The 17,344-nt window shown below is 54.6% G+C and carries 15 protein-coding genes; 2 read left to right on the top strand and 13 right to left on the bottom strand.

The window, feature by feature from the left end; translation table 11 throughout:
• Positions 1-106: 106 nt before the first annotated feature.
• The 13 genes from lpxA to rpsB all read right to left on the bottom strand — a co-directional run bounded on the left by lpxA (position 107) and on the right by rpsB (position 13,464).
• The gene (gene lpxA, locus ACCI51_RS11525; RefSeq protein WP_371843664.1) at positions 107-886 is read right to left on the bottom strand and encodes an acyl-ACP--UDP-N-acetylglucosamine O-acyltransferase; all 780 of its coding nucleotides are present in this window, start codon (positions 884-886) and stop codon (positions 107-109) included.
• Between the two features lie 111 nt (positions 887-997).
• Positions 998-1,444: a 3-hydroxyacyl-ACP dehydratase FabZ gene (fabZ, locus tag ACCI51_RS11530; protein WP_299584376.1), complete on the bottom strand. Its 447-nt coding sequence runs from the start codon at positions 1,442-1,444 to the stop codon at positions 998-1,000.
• A gap of 84 nt (positions 1,445-1,528) precedes the next feature.
• Positions 1,529-2,572: a UDP-3-O-(3-hydroxymyristoyl)glucosamine N-acyltransferase gene (lpxD, locus tag ACCI51_RS11535; protein WP_371843666.1), complete on the bottom strand. Its 1,044-nt coding sequence runs from the start codon at positions 2,570-2,572 to the stop codon at positions 1,529-1,531.
• Between the two features lie 25 nt (positions 2,573-2,597).
• Positions 2,598-3,113, bottom strand: a complete 516-nt coding sequence (locus tag ACCI51_RS11540; RefSeq protein WP_371843668.1) for an OmpH family outer membrane protein — start codon at positions 3,111-3,113, stop codon at positions 2,598-2,600.
• A 70-nt stretch (positions 3,114-3,183) separates the two neighbouring features.
• Positions 3,184-5,736, bottom strand: a complete 2,553-nt coding sequence (gene bamA / locus ACCI51_RS11545) for an outer membrane protein assembly factor BamA (protein ID WP_371843669.1) — start codon at positions 5,734-5,736, stop codon at positions 3,184-3,186.
• A 115-nt stretch (positions 5,737-5,851) separates the two neighbouring features.
• Positions 5,852-7,207, bottom strand: a complete 1,356-nt coding sequence (gene rseP, locus ACCI51_RS11550; RefSeq protein ID WP_371843670.1) for an RIP metalloprotease RseP — start codon at positions 7,205-7,207, stop codon at positions 5,852-5,854.
• A gap of 58 nt (positions 7,208-7,265) precedes the next feature.
• Positions 7,266-8,450 (bottom strand): 1-deoxy-D-xylulose-5-phosphate reductoisomerase, encoded by a 1,185-nt coding sequence (gene ispC / locus ACCI51_RS11555; protein WP_371843672.1) that lies wholly within the window; start codon positions 8,448-8,450, stop codon positions 7,266-7,268.
• A 108-nt stretch (positions 8,451-8,558) separates the two neighbouring features.
• Positions 8,559-9,404: a phosphatidate cytidylyltransferase gene (locus ACCI51_RS11560; RefSeq protein WP_299584395.1), complete on the bottom strand. Its 846-nt coding sequence runs from the start codon at positions 9,402-9,404 to the stop codon at positions 8,559-8,561.
• A gap of 126 nt (positions 9,405-9,530) precedes the next feature.
• Positions 9,531-10,286, bottom strand: a complete 756-nt coding sequence (gene uppS, locus ACCI51_RS11565) for a polyprenyl diphosphate synthase (RefSeq protein ID WP_371843674.1) — start codon at positions 10,284-10,286, stop codon at positions 9,531-9,533.
• Positions 10,286-10,843 (bottom strand): ribosome recycling factor, encoded by a 558-nt coding sequence (gene frr / locus ACCI51_RS11570; protein ID WP_371843676.1) that lies wholly within the window; start codon positions 10,841-10,843, stop codon positions 10,286-10,288. Before frr ends, uppS begins: the two co-directional genes overlap by 1 nt.
• Entirely contained in the window at positions 10,840-11,577 is a 738-nt protein-coding gene (pyrH, locus tag ACCI51_RS11575; RefSeq protein WP_299584404.1) for a UMP kinase, read from the bottom strand. Before pyrH ends, frr begins: the two co-directional genes overlap by 4 nt.
• Before the next feature lie 162 nt (positions 11,578-11,739).
• Positions 11,740-12,603 (bottom strand): translation elongation factor Ts, encoded by an 864-nt coding sequence (tsf, locus tag ACCI51_RS11580; protein WP_299584407.1) that lies wholly within the window; start codon positions 12,601-12,603, stop codon positions 11,740-11,742.
• Positions 12,604-12,717: 114 nt separating this feature from the next.
• Entirely contained in the window at positions 12,718-13,464 is a 747-nt protein-coding gene (gene rpsB / locus ACCI51_RS11585) for a 30S ribosomal protein S2 (protein ID WP_371843677.1), read from the bottom strand.
• Positions 13,465-13,768: 304 nt separating this feature from the next.
• Here rpsB and map point away from each other — a divergent pair, with 304 nt between their 5' ends.
• Together map and ACCI51_RS11595 are read left to right on the top strand one after the other, a co-directional pair.
• A complete protein-coding gene (gene map / locus ACCI51_RS11590) occupies positions 13,769-14,539 on the top strand; it encodes a type I methionyl aminopeptidase (RefSeq protein WP_371843678.1) in 771 nt (256 codons plus the stop codon).
• A gap of 72 nt (positions 14,540-14,611) precedes the next feature.
• Complete coding sequence (locus tag ACCI51_RS11595) at positions 14,612-17,320, top strand: [protein-PII] uridylyltransferase (protein WP_371843725.1); 2,709 nt, start codon at positions 14,612-14,614, stop codon at positions 17,318-17,320.
• The last annotated feature ends 24 nt before the right edge of the window (positions 17,321-17,344 follow it).

The raw sequence follows: 17,344 nt of genomic DNA on the forward strand, positions 1-17,344 counted from the left end.
ACCCCTCCAGAGCGGAAGCGACTCTGCTCTCGTATACACCGAGTAAAATGCGAAAAGGCTATTCCGGGAAGCGCTAAACACTCGCACTTCCCGGCAGCCGCTGTGACTAGCGGATAATGCCGCGAGAAGAGGACTGCAAAGAGTCGATCCAAGGCTGGATTACAGGAGACCGCTCACGCAGCTCCGTTAGGGCCTGTAAGGCCTCCTGTAAGGTGAGCCCACGGCGATAGACCGTTTTGTAAGCCTTGTTAATCAGAGAGACATCCTCGCGGGAAAAACCACGGCGACGCAATCCCTCAGCGTTGATGGTTTTGGCTTCCGCAGGATTCCCTGCAACCATTACATATGCGGGAACATCTTTGCCAATTGCCGCCCCCATTCCCAAAAAGGCATGCTCACCAATAGTGCAATGCTGATGCACAAGGCTATAGCCGCTAAGAATGGCCCAATCCTTAACAATCACATGACCGGCAAGGCCCACATTATTGACCAATATGGTGTGGTCACCGACCACACAATCGTGGCCGATATGTGCATAGGCCATAATCAGATTGTCACATCCTATAGTGGTTTCGCCGCGGTCCTGCACAGTGCCACGGTGAATGGTGACCCCCTCACGAATCACATTATTGTCGCCGATAACGAGAGTGGTCTCCTCGCCTTGATACTTTTTATCTGGCGTATCCTGGCCCACCGAGGCAAATTGGTAAATCCGGTTATTCTTTCCAAGCTTGGTCGGCCCACTCAACACGACATGTGATGCAATATCACACCCATCGCCAAGTTCCACGCCGGCACCAATAATGGAATAGGCCCCGATACTCACCCCGGAACCGATAACCGCTGTCGGATCGACAATAGCGGTGGGGTGGATATTTGTCTGCATTCTGGAATCTACTCCTCAGGTAGTGACATATCGGGCACTACAACATCAAATAAATAACAACGATGAAAGTTATTAACAGCGCAGTTACTCAAGCCAATGACCAACAGAGGTCTACAGCTTCTCAACCTGCTTCACAGCGCACAAAAGATCTGCGGACGCTGCCAGCTCACCATCGACACTGGCTTTGGTGGAAAACTTCCAGATATTCCGACGCACCAGCACGGCCTCGGACTCCAAATCCAACCGATCACCCGGAACCACCTGCCGCTTAAAACGGGCCTTATCGACACCGCCGAATAAGTAGAGATAGCCGTCCTCAGGCTTTTTGCCAAATGTTTTAAAGCCGAGAATCCCAGAAACCTGGGCTAGAGCTTCAACGATCATGACACCGGGAAAAATCGGCATTTGCGGAAAGTGACCGTTAAACAACTCTTCATTGACAGAGATATTTTTATACCCCTTAATAAATTTTCCTTCCTCAAGCTCCACAACACGATCCACCAATAAAAATGGATAGCGATGTGGCAGGTACTCACGAATCTCAGTTACATCCATCATTCCAAATGCCCCCAGAAACCACTTCGGGGCGTTAAACGCCCCGAAAACAGCAACACAAAATTGTTTCTCGTAATAGCAGCCGAGTTATTCGTCCTTAGTACAGGACAACATCGCCAGCTGCTTCTCTAAATCTTTCAGCCTTCGCGCCATCTTATCCAGCTGGCTAAAGCGCACTGCGTTTCGACGCCAAGACTGGCTGTCGGCAAAAGGCAAGCCACCGGAGTAAACCCCCGGACTATCGATGGATTTGGTCACAAAAGTATTGGCGGTAACCTGACAGCCATCGGCAATTGTCACATGCCCGGCTATACGGGAGCTTCCGCCCAGAGTGCAGTGCTTTCCTACGATTGCGCTGCCGGCAATTCCAGTACATGCGGCAATGGCTGAGTAGTCACCAATCTGCACATTGTGCGCGATTTGGACCAGATTGTCGATCTTGACTCCACGCCCAATCACGGTATCGCCAAGCGCTCCACGATCCACGCAAGTATTGGCACCTACCTCAACTTCATCGCCGACCTGAACACCACCGAGCTGATAAATTTTGATCCACTCCCGCTGATGAAGCGCAAAGCCAAAACCATCGGCGCCAATAACGGCATGGCTATGAATAATGGCATCCCGTCCGACCTGGCAACCGTGATGCAGAATTGCACCGGCATAGAGGCAGCTCCCCTCACCGAGAGTACTTCCCTCTCCAACAAAGCAGTTAGCACCAACCGATGCTCTGGGACCAATTTTTGCAAAGGCCTCCACCACCGCACCGGCGGCAACACTGGCACAGGGGTCCACTTCAGCATCCGGATGGATTACTGCACTGGGATGAACACCCACCTCGACTAGCGGAGCCGTGTTAAACAGAGCGCTAGCCTTGGCAAAAGCCAAATAGGGGTTGTCTACACACAGAGCGCTGACAGGACACCCATCCGCAAACTCAGCGGTCACCAAAACCGCACCAGCGGAGGTGGTCTTAAGAAAGCGACGATAATTAGGGTTTGCCAGGAAGGTTAGCTGGTCCGGTTTACCATCTTGCAGAGTGCTAAGACCTGAAATCTCGTGAGCCGCGTCGACCCCAGGAGCCAGACGCAACTCGGCGCCCAGCTCTAGTGCAAGCTGGGCCAACGACAAATTGTCTCTCATAAAAAGCTATCGATTACTTATCAGCGTTCATACGCTTTACAACAGCCTCGGTCAGGTTGACCGAAGGATTGGCAAAGTAAGCAGAGGAGGCATCCAATACCAAGTCCAGATTCTGCTCCTTAATAATAGCTTCCAACGCCGTTTTGGCCTTTGCTCCCAAAGAGCCCTGAATTTCCTGACCCACTTGCGCCTCCATCGCGCGCAGCTTCTTGACTGTGGTTTCGAAATCGGAACGCTTGAAATTCATCTTGCGCTGATATTCAGTCTTTTGTTCATCGGACCAGGTTACGCTATTTTTCTGCGCGTCTTCGGCCATTTTTTGTAACTCGGAGCGAATAGATTCGGCACTGCTTTGCAGCTTGGAATATTCGGAGCTGGTCTTCAATGAATTGACCTTGGTTTTGGCCACATCGGTGCTCATAATCGCAGCCTGCAGGTTAAATACTGCAACCTTGGTCTGCGCCAGAGTGGCGCCAGACAGGGTTATACCAGCCAGCAGAACGGCGATAACTTTTACATTCTTAAGCACTTTGGTCTCTCCAATTGATTTTATTTTTTATGCGCAGCAGATGCGCTCAATCTATTTACGTCCGATAAACTTAGAAGCTATTGCCCAGGGTAAACTGGAACACTTCGGTTTCATCGTCATCGTTCTCTTTTAAGGCCTTAGCCAGACTGAAGGTCAGTGGGCCAAAACCGGTAACCCAAGTCAAGCCAATACCCGCGGAAACATTCATATTACCGAAATCTACGTCGTAACAATTAATCTGGGTTTCATCACAACTGGTATCGAAAACATTACCCGCATCGATAAAAAAGGCCGACTGCAGGGAGCGCTGGTCTTTAATAAAAGGCAGAGGGAAGATAACCTCTGCACTACCTTCGACTAGGATATTGCCACCGAAAGGATCTGCATCACCATTCTGGCCTACCAACAAATTTCCGTCACCGTCGGTTTCATAACAATACTCGGTAATAATCTCACCATCCGTCGCACAAGGTAGTCGCGTATAGAACTCAGCTGGAGTTGAGCGTGGACCCAAGGTATTGCGCTTAAAGCCGCGTACTGAGCCAAAACCACCCGCATAAAAATTCTCAAAGAACGGCAGCTGATCGAGATCACCATAACCGTCTCCGTAACCCAGTCGTGTACGCAGACGTAAAGTTAAGCTCTTAGTTAGTGGACGGAAATACTGACCGGTGTAAATAAATTTGTAGTATTCAAGATCACTACCCGGCACAGTAAATTCTGCAGAAAAATTCTGGGAAGCCCCTCGGGTTGCCAGGATACCCCTATTCAAAGTTGAGCGCGCATAAGACGCAGTCAGGCTTAAACTGTTGAAGGCATCTCCATATCGATCAATAAAACCATCCGCCGAAGTGTTAAATTGATCGAGGTCAATATCCATTGCCAGATTCGCCGCAATTCCATCATTAGCATCTGCAATTATCTGCTGGGCATTAAGAGATGTTATTCCCTCCAATAAAGTGTCATCTATAAGAGACGGGCTTGACTGTATTTCCTGCACAGAACCACTCGAAGCCGAAAGCTCCAAATGACTAAAATTAATATTCAAACCAACACGGGAGATTTCTGACATCGGATAGCCGAAGCTGACACCACCGCCATAGCTTGTAGTGTTGTAATCCGACAGGTTGACTTCAGAGTAATCGTTTTCCCTGTAGAAAACGTTAAAACCGCGGCTCACGCCATCCGGAGTGAAGTAGGGATCGAGATAAGAGAAATTTAAAGCTGTCTGGTAAGTAGAAACATTAACGCCAATACCTACCGACTTGCCGGTGCCGAGCCAGTTATTCTCCTGGATATTACCACCGAGCACCAGACCGCTGCTCTGGGCCCAACCGATGGTTCCGCCGATAGAACCCGAGGGCTGCTCTTCAACATTATACTCCACATCGATCTGGTCCGAAGTACCCGGCACCTCGGAGGTTTCAACTTCGACGCCTTTAAAGTAGCCGAGGCGCTCCAGGCGCACCTTGGATTGCTCGATACGCGCGGAGGAAGCGGAGGCCGATTCCATTTGACGCATCTCGCGGCGCAGGACCTCATCGGAGGTACGAGTGTTTCCGCGGAAATTGATTCGGCGCACATAGGCGCGCTTACCCGGATTGATAAAGAAGGTAATTTTTACCGTTTTCTCTTCTTTATTAGCCTCTGGGATACCGTTCACCTCGGCAAAGGTATAACCCTCGTTACCCAGGCGTTTGGTAATATAATCGGAAGTTGTGGTCATTCGGATTTGGGAGAAGGTCTGCCCTTCGCGCACCAGTAACAACCGTTTAATTTCCTCTTCCGATACGACGGGATCACCGGCGAGATCTACCTCGTTAACGGTGTAAACATCCCCCTCCCTAACATTGACCGTGATAAAAACACTCTGTTTGTCGGGGCTTAGGGAAACCTGGGTGGACTCGATCTGGAAATCCAGGTAACCGCGGTCGAGATAGTAGGACTCCAAACGCTCCAGATCGCCGGTGAGCTTTTCACGGGAATACTTGTCGTCGCTGCGCAGCCAGGACAACCAGCCAGTCGTCTGCAATTCGAAGATTTCCGCCAGTTCCTCATCGGAAAATGCCCGGTTGCCAACAACATTGATGTGCTTAATAGCCGCGACTGAGCCCTCATCCACGATAACCCGCAGCTCGACCTGGTTGCGCGGCAGCTCTTTCACTTCCGTCTTAACGCTGGCGCCATATCGCCCCTGGGCCACATACTGGCGTTCAAGCTCCTGGGCCAGACCTTCGAGGGTGGCACGCTTGAAAATCTGCCCCTCAGACAGACCGTTATCCTGCATACCCTTCATCAGGTCTTCAGTGGCGATGGCTTTGTTGCCAGTAATTTCGATCTTGGAAATGGCGGGACGCTCTCGCACCGTGACCACCAGCACGCCATTTTCGCGACCAATCTGAATATCCTCAAAATATCCAGTTCGGAACAGGGCCCGGGTGGCACTCTGAATTTCCACAGATTCAATTTCATCGCCTACGCGCACGGGAAGCGCAGAGAAAACTGTGCCGGCAGAGACGCGTTGCAATCCTTCCACGCGAATATCATTGACCACGAACGACTGGGCTATTGCACTTAAAGGCAGCATCAGGCCGAGGGAGGCCGCTTTCAGGAAATCTTTCATCTACTAATTCCGAGTCTTTTTATTCGCAACCCAGGATTCCAAGCACCCTGTGAGCGCCCAGATCCCCAGCACAATTTTCCGTTCACATTCCATGGAACAGGAGCATTTCATCAAATTACAAACGCAAAATATCGTTATACAGGGCCAGCCCCATAATACAGAGCACCAGGGCCATCCCCACCTGCAGACCAATCACCTGCACCCGCTCCGACACAGGGGATCCCTTGATCGCCTCAATACCGTAGTAGAGAAGGTGACCACCATCGAGTACCGGAATGGGCAACAGGTTGAGTACACCGAGACTGATACTGAGCAGCGCCAATAGCGAAAGAAAGGACTGCCATCCCCTCTCTGCAGAAGTACCCGCCACTTTAGCAATGGTGATTGGGCCACTCAAGTTTTTGGTTGAAAGTTGACCAAATATCAACTTTTTTAAGCTATTTAGTGTAAACAGCGTCTTATCCCAGGTTTCCTGCACCCCCTGTGAAAAGGCACCCGCCACTCCGTAGTGAAAAACTCTTACACGCTCTTCAGGCCAGGACTCAGTCACTGGCTGTACTCCAATCCGGCCGACACGCTCACCGCTATCGAGCGTCACTTCCGCCGGGGTCACCGGCAGAGTCAAACGCTGCCCCTCTCGCTCAATAGCCACCCGCAGGGGCTCTCCTGCGCGAGCGCGTACATACTTGCTCCACTCTTCCCAACCGGAGAAGCTGCGACCATCAGTCCCCACAATCTTATCGCCCGCTTGCAGCCCTGCGGCGCTGGCAGCGCTGCCCTCCTGAACATGGTGTAGCGTCATACTGATCGGCGGGGTCCAGAGACCAAGGCCCACTTCACCGAGGGGGTCAGGCACTTCGCGCCCGGAGAGCCAGCGATTGATATCCGCGACCATATGATACTCGAGATTCGAATCCGGATAGCGCACGGAGAACTCTATCGCTCCACTCTCCCCCAGACGATTGGCCAGGCGCCAATTGAGCGCCTGCCAGGTTGGCGTGGGCTCTCCATCCACCGCGATAATTTCCTGCCCACTCTCCAGCCCCGCCGCCTCGGCGATACTATCCGGCTTGACGCTATCCACTATGGGTACGGGCCCCGCCGTGCCGCCCATGAAAACCACCCAAAACAGAACAATTGCCAGGAGAAAATTGGCCGCAGGCCCCGCTGCAGCAATCGCCATGCGCGCCCACACGCTCTTGCGATTAAAGGCCTGATCCAGCTCATGAGCGGCGACAGGCCCCTCCCGCTCATCCAACATTTTTACGTAGCCGCCGAGGGGGATTGCGGAGATCGCAAATTCGGTACCGTGGCGGTCATAGCGGGAAAATAGGCGGCGGCCAAAGCCCACAGAAAAGCGCAGCACCCTGACTCCACAGAGCCGCGCTACGAGGAAGTGTCCAAACTCGTGGAAGGATACCAGTATGCCGAGAGCCACCAGGGCCCAAATTACCGTCTGAATCAGATCCATACTCAGTTACAGTCTCTTTTCATGCGCAAACCCCGGCATTATATGCCCAGCAGCGTGATTAAAGGGCTCCAACAACCTGCTGGGCCAACTCCCGCGCATTGAGATCAATGGCTTCGACTACATCCAGCCCTGTCAGTTCAACAGCGGGGGCGCTATTCATTACTTTTTCTATAGCCGCTGCAATACTAGTAAATGCCAGCCGGCCCTGTAAAAACGCCTCGACGGCCACTTCGTTGGCCGCATTCAGCACCGTCGGCGCCCCGCCTCCCGCATCCATAGCCTCACGTGCCAAACGCAGGCAGGGAAAGCGCTGATAATTCGGCGCCTCAAAGTCTAAGCGACCCTGACCTATCAGGTCGAGAGCGGAAACCCCCGCGTCAATCCGCGCTGGAAACGCCAGTGCATGGGCGATAGGTGTGCGCATATCGGGATTGCCCATTTGCGCCAGTAGTGAGCCATCCCGATATTGCACCATCGAATGCACGATACTCTGAGGGTGAACGACCACCTCTATTTGCTCGGGGTGGGCATTGAACAGGTAACAGGCCTCGATAAACTCCAGCCCTTTGTTCATCATGGTGGCAGAGTCGACGGAAATCTTCCGTCCCATCGACCAGTTCGGATGTGCACAGGCCTCCTCCGGTGTTACTCGGTGCAGGTCTTTCGCCTCGCGTGTGCGAAATGGCCCTCCGGAACCGGTCAGCAATATCTTATCGACGCCCGCCTCTTCCAGGCTCTCGCACGGGTATGGCAGGCACTGGAAAATTGCATTGTGCTCACTGTCGACCGGCAGCAACTGGGATCCGCCAGCCCGCAGCGCTCGTAGAAACACCGGGCCGGCCATCACCAGCGCCTCTTTGTTGGCGAGTAATACCTTTTTGCCTGCCTCGACTGCCGCGAGGGTTGGCCGCAAACCCGCAGCGCCGACAATCGCCGCCATCACGGTATCCACCTCATCGGCAGAGGCCACATGAGAAAGCCCATCCGCTCCCCACAATACTTCCGTAGAGACCTCTCCGCCCAGCAGGCTACGCAACTCCTCCGCACGATCCTCTCTGGTCACCACCGCATAGCGCGGATTCAATTTCCTGCACTGCTGGGCCAGTTCTGCCACTCGATCGCGAGCAGTAAGGGCGTAAATGGAGTAGCGCTGAGGGTGGCGCGCGAGTACATCCAGAGTACTCACACCAATAGAACCTGTGGAGCCAAGAACAGTGACAACTTGTGGAGATTGGCTTTGCATAAGCGTTCGAAATACCTACGAAACATCTTGCACCCCAGACCGGAGTACCGACAGAAAGCGCCGATACCCCTCGGGGTACTAGATACAATATATAGGGCGGCCTAGCCGTTAAAGATACTTGGGCAGCTCGCTAGCCAGTGCTGCCATAGTGAAAACGGGCAGTGCCGCAGTCAGGCTATCCAGGCGATCCATGACGCCGCCGTGCCCAGGCAGTATATGGCTACTGTCCTTAATGCCCCGGTGCCGCTTGAACATACTTTCCAGCAGATCCCCAATCACTGAAGCGAGCGCAGTCACCAGAACACCAAACGAAAACAGCAGGGTGTTTTTGAGCGGGAGTTCAAACAGATAAGAGGTGATAAGGGCGAGAATCAGGCAGGCGCCGAGACCGCCAAAAAAGCCCTCCCAGGATTTTCCCGGGCTCACTTCGCGAGCCAACTTTCGCTTTCCAAACTTACGCCCAACGAAGTAAGCGCCCACATCCGCTGCAACGACAATAGCGACCACATAGAGTACCAACCAAGCCCCGTGATCGAGCCCCCTCAAAATAACCAGCGACAGCCAGCTGGGTACCAACACCACCAACCCAACCAGGCCGCGCACCCAGCGATTCCCCCAGAGCACGGCACTCGCGGGGTAGCTCTGCACCCAAAGGAAAGCGAGCGCCCACCAACCACAGGCTATCGCCAATATCTGGCGTGCCCGGTCGATATCCGGCGAACTGAAGTCCATCGCAAACACGTATTCAGCAGTGGCTACTAACGTCGTACCCAACGCCGCGAGAAACACAAAGCGCAGTGCGCGATTGAGATTGGAGAGATTGGCCCACTCCCAACCGCCGAGCAGTATCACCGCGACAAAAACCAGCGTGTACCACTGCATTGGCAGCAGGAACAAAACTCCAGCGAAAAGTACCAGCAATACCAGCGCAGTAATTATTCTTTGTTTCAGCACCGAAAACCCCTTTCATCTGGACCCGTACTCCGCCTGCTTTTACTTAGCGACCTCGAGTACCCCGGTGTAATATTCCTAAAATTATTCGCGGACAAAAAAATAGCCGCGCATCTGGCCCGATTTCAATCAAGCCTGCACAGCTGTGCCGTCATCCTCAGCCCGCCCGCCAAAACGCCGGTCGCGCTGCTGAAATACTTCTATCGCCTCATCAAGGGCGGCCTCATCAAAGTCTGGCCATAGCGTATCGGTAAAAAACAACTCACTATAAGCCGCCTGCCAGAGGATAAAGTTACTGATACGCTGCTCGCCGCTGGATCTTATCAGTAGATCCACTGGTGGCAAATCGGCGAGCTGAATATGGCTGTCGACTGCGTCTTCATCGATAGCGTCGAGGGAGCGCTCACCGCGGGTCACCTCCTCAGCAAGCCGCCTCGCGGCCTGAGCAATATCCCAGCGGCCGCCATAGTCGGCTGCAATTACCAGATCACCCTGATCACAATCGCGAGTAATCTCTTCCGCTTCCTCGATAGCGCGCTGCAGCCGCGACGAAAAGCGGTCTCTGCGGCCAATTACCCGCAATCGCACACCCTCATCGCGCATACGTCGGGCTTCCTTACGCAGATAGGAGTGGAACAAACTCATCAAGAGTTCCACCTCCTTGGGAGGCCGCTGCCAGTTTTCACTGGAAAACGCGAACAATGTTAGCGCCTCAACACCTCTGCTCCTGCACGCAGTCAAGAGATCCCGTATACGTTCAACCCCAGCCTTATGCCCCGCCGAGGGGGAAAGCCCACGGCGGGCGGCCCAGCGCCCGTTGCCATCCATAATAATGGCAATATGCCGGGGGCCGGGACAATTCAGCTCGGTACCTCTGCTACCCATTAAATTTCCATCAGATCTTTTTCTTTGGCTGCGAGTGCTTTATCTACATCCGCAACGAACTGATCGGTGATTTTCTGGATATCGTCACCTGCGCGGCGCTCGTCATCCTCGGAAATTTTCTTATCCTTGAGCAGAGATTTCACCTCGGCCAGTGCATCGCGGCGGATATTGCGAATGGAAACACGCGCAGTTTCCGCTTCCCCTCGAGCCTGGCGAATAAAGTTCTTGCGGGTTTCCTCCGTCAGAGCCGGCATCGGAATACGGATAACCGCGCCCGCAGTACTGGGATTCAGGCCCAGATCAGATTTCATGATTGCCTTTTCGATATCCGGAACCAGGTTTTTTTCCCAGGGGGTTACCGATAGTGTTCGCGCATCCTCAACATTGACATTGGCCACCTGCGATAAAGGAGCATCGGAGCCGTAATAGGAAACCTGGATACCGTCGAGAATACTCGGGTGCGCACGGCCGGTACGGATTTTATTGAAATTACCTGACAGTGCGTCGAGCGCCTTACTCATACGAGTCTTAGCGTCTTTTTTGATACCTTCAATCACGATTTCACTTCCTCTTCGATTAGCGTGCCTTCCTCGCCGCCCACGACAATATTGAGCAGCGCACCGGCTTTATCCATACGGAACACCCGCACGGGCATATTGTGCTCACGGCAGAGACAGATAGCGGTCAGGTCCATCACCCCGAGCTTTTTATCGAGCACTTCATCATAAGTCAGCTGGTCATAGCGGGTGGCGGTGGGATCGAGCACCGGATCTGCCGAGTAAACACCATCCACTTTGGTGGCTTTTAGCACCAACTCCGCCTCGATTTCAATCCCGCGCAAACAGGCCGCCGAGTCGGTAGTAAAAAACGGGTTGCCGGTACCCGCGGCAAAAATCAACACTTCGCCGCGTTCCAGGTAGCGGATCGCCGCGCGCCGATCATAGTGATCCACGATTCCACTCATCTGGATAGAGGACATTACCCTCGATGAAATATTGGACCTTTCCAGCGCATCGCGCATGGCCAGGGCATTCATTACGGTGGCCAGCATCCCCATGTGATCGCCGGTAACACGATCGAGTCCAGCCGCACTCAGAGCCGCGCCGCGGAACAGATTACCACCACCCACAACCAGACCAACCTGAACACCAATGCCCACCAACTGGCCAATTTCCAAGGCCATTTTGTCCAGCACTTTTGGGCTGATACCAAAACCCTGGTCACCCATCAGCTCTTCGCCGCTGAGCTTTAACAGAATTCTTTTATATTTGCGGTCTTTAATACCGGGCATTCGCTGGTCCTCTCAAATGTACCTGTTTAGTGGCCAAGTATTGCCGCCGAACATTACAACACTTTCACTCATTTACACAGAGGGGTGCCCCGCTGCAACCAAAAAGGCCACAGCGGAAGCACCCCTCGGCGAGTGAGTGCGCGGGGCACCCACTAATACCAATTAAGAAGAGGACTTAACCTGTGCAGCTACTTCTGCAGCGAAGTCCACCTCTTCTTTCTCGATACCTTCGCCCACTTCATAGCGCACGAAAGAAACCACATCGGCACCGGCGTCTTTAACCAGTTTACCAATGCTCACATCCGGATTCTTAACGAAAGGCTGCTCTACCAAGCTGTTCTCTTTCAGGAACTTCTTGATTCGGCCGCCCATCATTTTTTCAACGATTTCCGCTGGCTTGCCTTCCATATCCGGCTGCGCCTTGATGATCTCCTTCTCTTTCTCCAGGACCTCAGCAGGCATATCTTCCGGTTTGTTCACCTGAGGATTCACCGCGGTTACGTGCATAGCAACGTCTTTCGCCAGCTCCACCTCGCCACCGCTCAGGGCTACCAGAGCAGCAATGCGGTTGTTGGAGTGTACGTAAGCACCGACGACTGGAGCCTCAACCAGTTCAACACGGCGCACACCGATGTTCTCACCGATTTTCTGTACCAGCGCTTCGCGGGCAGTCTCCAGCTCACCTTCCATCAGGGCGGCAATATCCTGCTGACGATCAGCAAAGGCTTTTTCCACTACCTTGGCAACAAAAGCTTGGAAGTTTTCATCGCGAGCAACAAAGTCGGTCTCAGAATTCACTTCAACCAATACACCGAAGCTACCGTCTTCAGCGACTTTTGCAGCGACAACGCCGTCTGCGGCGGTGCGGCCAGCTTTCTTGGCAGCCTTCAGGCCAGAGGCCTTACGCAGGTCTTCGATCGCCTTTTCGATATCGCCATCTGCTGCTGAAAGTGCTTTCTTACACTCCATCATCGGCAGGCCGGTACGCTCGCGCAATTCTTTTACCATAGACGCGGTAATCGCCATGATTCTTTCCTCGGGGTTCTGTCACTTAAAAGTTAGAAAAAAGGGGCCGAATCTCGGGCCCCTTTTTAAGTTCGCAGCGCAACGCTTAAGTGTTACACCACTACGCCCTGCAAATTACTCTGCAGCAGCTTCGTCATCGCTAGCTTCAACGTACTCGTCTTTAGCCACCGCATTGCCAGCCTCAGCTGCACCGGCGAGCACTGCATCAGCCACAACAGTGGTATACAGCTTGATTGCGCGAATAGCGTCGTCGTTACCGGGAATTACGTAGTCAACGCCAGCGGGATCGCTGTTGGTGTCGACAACGCCGATTACTGGGATGCCCAGCTTGTTAGCTTCCTGAATGGCGATGCGCTCGTGCTCAACGTCGATTACGAAGATCGCGTCAGGCAGGCCGCCCATGTCTTTAATACCACCGATGGAGCGGTCGAGTTTTTCCATCGTGCGGGTGCGCATCAGGGCTTCTTTCTTGGTCAGTTTCTCGAAAGTACCGTCCTGAGACTGAGCCTGCAGCTCACGGAAACGCTTGATGGATGCGCGAATGGTTTTGTAGTTGGTGAGCATACCACCTAGCCAGCGGTTGCTGACGAAAGGCTGGCCACAGCGCTCAGCCTGCTCTTTGATGGACTTCTGTGCGGCGCGCTTGGTGCCAACAAACAGAATCTTTTTCTTCTGAGCAGCCATCCCCTTGACCACCTGCAGGGCTTCATTGAAAGCCGGTACAGTGTGCTCCAGGTTGATGATGTGAATCTTGTTGCGAGCGCCAAAGATGAATTGACCCATCTTCGGATTCCAGTAGCGAGTCTGGTGACCAAAGTGAACACCAGCCTGCAGCATATCGCGCATACTTACTTGCGGCATAATAAACCTCTAAATGTACGGGTTAGTCCTCCACCCATCCCATGCGTCAACCCTGCGAGGGGCACCCAGACACATGTGTCGATGCGTGTGCGGCATTTTCACCCCGGAAGCATTCCGGAGCGGCGCGCTTTATACCACAATCCCCGAGCCGAGTGAAGGACGGGGACCGATATCGAGCAGATGGCGACGCCTAACGCCCGCCCGACTGCGCGGGCGTTAGGCGCTATGCCCCGCCACCGGCAATCCGCTACAATGGCCCGCCTTCACAGATAGATCTCCATCACAGAAAGACTTAAGGACACGCATGACCTCAGCCATTAAGACGCCAGAACAAATTGCCAAAATGCGTATCGCGGGCCGCCTCGCCGCAGAGGTCCTGGAAATGATTGGCGAGTATGTGGTTCCCGGTGTCACTACGGAAGAACTGGATCGCCGCTGCCACGATCATATCGTTAACGTGCAGAAGGCCATTCCCGCCTGCCTCGGCTATCGGGGCTTCCCAAAGTCCATTTGCACCTCGGTCAATGAAGTGGTCTGCCACGGTATACCGTCCGAGAGCAAAGTGCTGAAAAAGGGCGACATCATCAATATTGATGTCACCGTGATCAAAGATGGCTGGTTCGGGGATACCAGCAAGATGTTCTTCGTCGGCAAGCCCGCCGCCCACGCCGAGCGCCTGGTGAGCATCACTCAGGAGTGCTTGTACAAAGCCATTGAAATTGTGCGGCCCGGCACCAGCCTTGGCGATATTGGTCACGTAATCCAGCAGCACGCCGAGAAAAACTACTACACCGTGGTACGCGACTTTTGTGGCCACGGTATTGGCGATGTATTCCACGAAGAACCCCAGGTACTGCATTACGGCCAGCCTGGAACCGGCGAAATCCTGCAAGAGGGCATGACCTTCACGATTGAGCCGATGATCAATGCCGGCAAGGCCGCCACCCGCGTTCTTGGCGATGGCTGGACAGCCATTACCAAGGACCGCCGCCTGTCGGCGCAGTGGGAACACACCATGGTTGTCACCAGCAGCGGGGTCGAAGTGCTGACCGCGCGCGGCGAGGAGAAGTTTTAGCACCCTCCGCGCAAACCAGGAAAGATGCAAAGACCCGCCATCGCGCGGGTCACAGTCAAACGGACCCCACCCATGCAGCCGGCCAATACACCCTATTTTGAGCACCCTCCGTTCTTCTTCGATCAAACCCGTTTTCGCCGGGACCTCGCTGCCAGCGAAAAGCTTCCCTTGCAGATTTTTAAGGACGCAGTGGGCGCGGCAGAACACCAGATGGCCGAACGCTTTCGCGAGGGGGAGGATGTCGCCACCCTGGTACGTGAGCGCGCACTCTTTATAGACTGCCTGCTGCATTACGCCTGGCACCAGTACCACTGGAAGCCCGGCGCCAGCCTCCTCGCCGTGGGCGGCTATGGCCGCGGAGAACTGCACCCGCACTCGGACATCGACCTGCTGATCCTCACCGAGGATCGCGCCGATAGCGACACGATCGACAGCATCGAGCGCTTTGTCACTTTTCTCTGGGATTTGGGCCTGGATATTGGCCACTCGGTGCGCACCGTGGAAGAGTGTCTGGCACTTGCCGCAGAGGACATCACTGTAATTACCAACCTGACCGAATCTCGCACAGTGGTGGGTGACAGCCAACCCGGGGAGCAATTGGCCGCGCGGATGGAGGCGGGTAAACTCTGGTCCACCGAGGCCTTTTACGACGCCAAACTCGCCGAGCAGGATGAGCGCCACAATCGCCAGCAGGCTGCGGAATATATCCTCGAACCCAATATCAAGAACTCACCCGGCGGATTGCGCGATATTCAAACCATCGCCTGGGTCGCCAAATATTATTTCCGCGTACGCACCCTCAGGCAGTTACAGGGCAAGGCCTTTTTCACCGAGGAGGAGTTCGCCATACTCCAATCCGGCGAGAGTTTCCTGTGGCGCGTGCGCTACGGCCTGCACCTGCTCGCCGGGCGCGCCGAAGAGCGACTGCTATTCGACTACCAGAGAGAGCTGGCCAAACAGTTTGGCTATGAGGACAGCGACACCCAGCTGGCTGTTGAACAGTTTATGCACAACTATTACCGCATCGTGATGGCCCTGCGCGAACTCAACGATGTGCTGCTGCAATTTTTAGGGGAAGCGATCCGGCAGGGCAGCGAGCAAACGGTAGCCCCCATCAACGAGCGTTTTCAGCTGCGTGGCGGCGCCATCGAAGCCGCTTACCCACAGGTGTTCAACCAGCACCCCTCAGCGCTGCTGGAGATTTTTGTACTGATGGCCAGACACCCGCAGATTACCCGGGTGCGCGCCTCCACTATTCGCCTGATTCGCGAACACCGACTTCTCATCAATGAACAATTTCGCGAAGACCCAGCCAACAGCGAATTGTTTATGGAACTGCTGCGCTCCGCGCGCGGGCTCTCCACACAGCTGTCGCGCATGACCCGCTACGGCATCCTCGGGCGCTATTTACCGGAGTTTGGCCGGGTCACAGGGCAGATGCAGCACGACCTCTTTCACATATATACCGTGGATGCTCACACACTGCAGGTGGTGCGTAACATGCGCAGTTTTCGCAGCCCCGAGGCGCGAGAAAAATTCCCTATCGCTGCAGAGATCCTTGAGCGACTGCGCCAGCCGGAACTGCTGTATATCGCCGGCCTCTACCACGATATCGCCAAGGGGCGCGGCGGCGATCACTCGAAGCTTGGCGTGGTAGATGCCGGTGAATTCTGCCTGCGCCACCAATTACCGGCGCGGGACCGCCGCCTGGTGTGCTGGCTGGTGGAGAAACACCTGTTGATGAGCCAAGTCTCGCAGAAACAGGACATCAGCGACCCGGAAGTGGTGCACGCCTTCGCCCGCGAGGTGGGGGATCGCGAACACCTGGATTACCTCTACGCCCTGACCGTGGCGGACATCAACGCCACCAATCCGGAGCTCTGGAATAGCTGGCGCGCCAGCCTAATGCGCCAACTTTATCAGGCCACCCAGCACGCCCTGCGCCGCGGCCTGGAGAACCCCATCGACCGCGAGGAAATTATCGTGGAAACCCGCAGCCTAGCACTGGAAAAACTGTGCGCCCTCGGGCTGCCGGAAGCTTCGATGGAGAATATCTGGGCTCAGATGGGCGACGATTACTTCGTGCGCGAGAGCGCCGATAACATCGTTTGGCACACCGCAGCCATTCACGAGCTGCACAGCAACAGCCCCCTGATGCCCAGCGACACCCTGGTACTGACACGCAACTCAGGCCCCGGTGAGCACGACGGCGCCACCCAGGTTTTCGTCTACACCCCCGACCGCGCCAATGTATTCGCCGCCGTAGTTACCGGGCTCGATATGCTCAACCTGAGCGTGCACGATGCGCGCCTGTACAACTCGGCCTCGGGCTACACCCTGGATACTTTTTATGTGCTCGACGAGTCCGGCCAACCCCTGCTCGACGAACCTCAGCGCCTACAGCAAATTCGCGATACGCTGCAGCAGGAGTTGGCGCTGGTCGAGGACTATTCCAAAATTATTCAGCGGCGCACACCGCGGCGCCTGAAGATGTTTGAACTGGAGAGCCGTGCGCACCTGTCTACGGAACCCGGCGATCACTACAGCACGCTGGAAATTACCAGCGCCGACAGGCCCGGTCTGCTCGCGCTGATTGCGCGCACCTTTGTCACTCACGACCTGCGCCTGCACAACGCCAAGATCTCCACTCTCGGAGAGCGGGTTGAAGATATTTTCCATATCACCGATGCCGGGGGGCACGCCCTCTGTGACGCCGACATCAACCGCGAACTGGAAGAGGCCATTTGTCGGGAGCTGGACGATCACACGGCACCGCAATAGCACCATTGACGAGCAGATCAAACC

The sequence above is a fragment of the Microbulbifer echini genome (assembly GCF_041447225.1).
Classification (GTDB): Bacteria; Pseudomonadota; Gammaproteobacteria; order Pseudomonadales; family Cellvibrionaceae; genus Microbulbifer; species Microbulbifer echini.

Coding starts and splice junctions, on each gene's coding strand:
- rseP (WP_371843670.1), bottom strand. CDS start 7,207: ATGGATCTGATTCAGACGGTAATTTGGGCCCTGGTGGCTCTCGGCATA.
- ispC (WP_371843672.1), bottom strand. CDS start 8,450: ATGCAAAGCCAATCTCCACAAGTTGTCACTGTTCTTGGCTCCACAGGT.
- ACCI51_RS11595 (WP_371843725.1), top strand. CDS start 14,612: ATGCAGCCGGCCAATACACCCTATTTTGAGCACCCTCCGTTCTTCTTC.
- rpsB (WP_371843677.1), bottom strand. CDS start 13,464: ATGCCGCAAGTAAGTATGCGCGATATGCTGCAGGCTGGTGTTCACTTT.
- pyrH (WP_299584404.1), bottom strand. CDS start 11,577: ATGCCCGGTATTAAAGACCGCAAATATAAAAGAATTCTGTTAAAGCTC.
- bamA (WP_371843669.1), bottom strand. CDS start 5,736: ATGAAAGATTTCCTGAAAGCGGCCTCCCTCGGCCTGATGCTGCCTTTA.
- uppS (WP_371843674.1), bottom strand. CDS start 10,286: ATGGGTAGCAGAGGTACCGAGCTGAATTGTCCCGGCCCCCGGCATATT.
- lpxA (WP_371843664.1), bottom strand. CDS start 886: ATGCAGACAAATATCCACCCCACCGCTATTGTCGATCCGACAGCGGTT.
- map (WP_371843678.1), top strand. CDS start 13,769: ATGACCTCAGCCATTAAGACGCCAGAACAAATTGCCAAAATGCGTATC.
- tsf (WP_299584407.1), bottom strand. CDS start 12,603: ATGGCGATTACCGCGTCTATGGTAAAAGAATTGCGCGAGCGTACCGGC.
- fabZ (WP_299584376.1), bottom strand. CDS start 1,444: ATGATGGATGTAACTGAGATTCGTGAGTACCTGCCACATCGCTATCCA.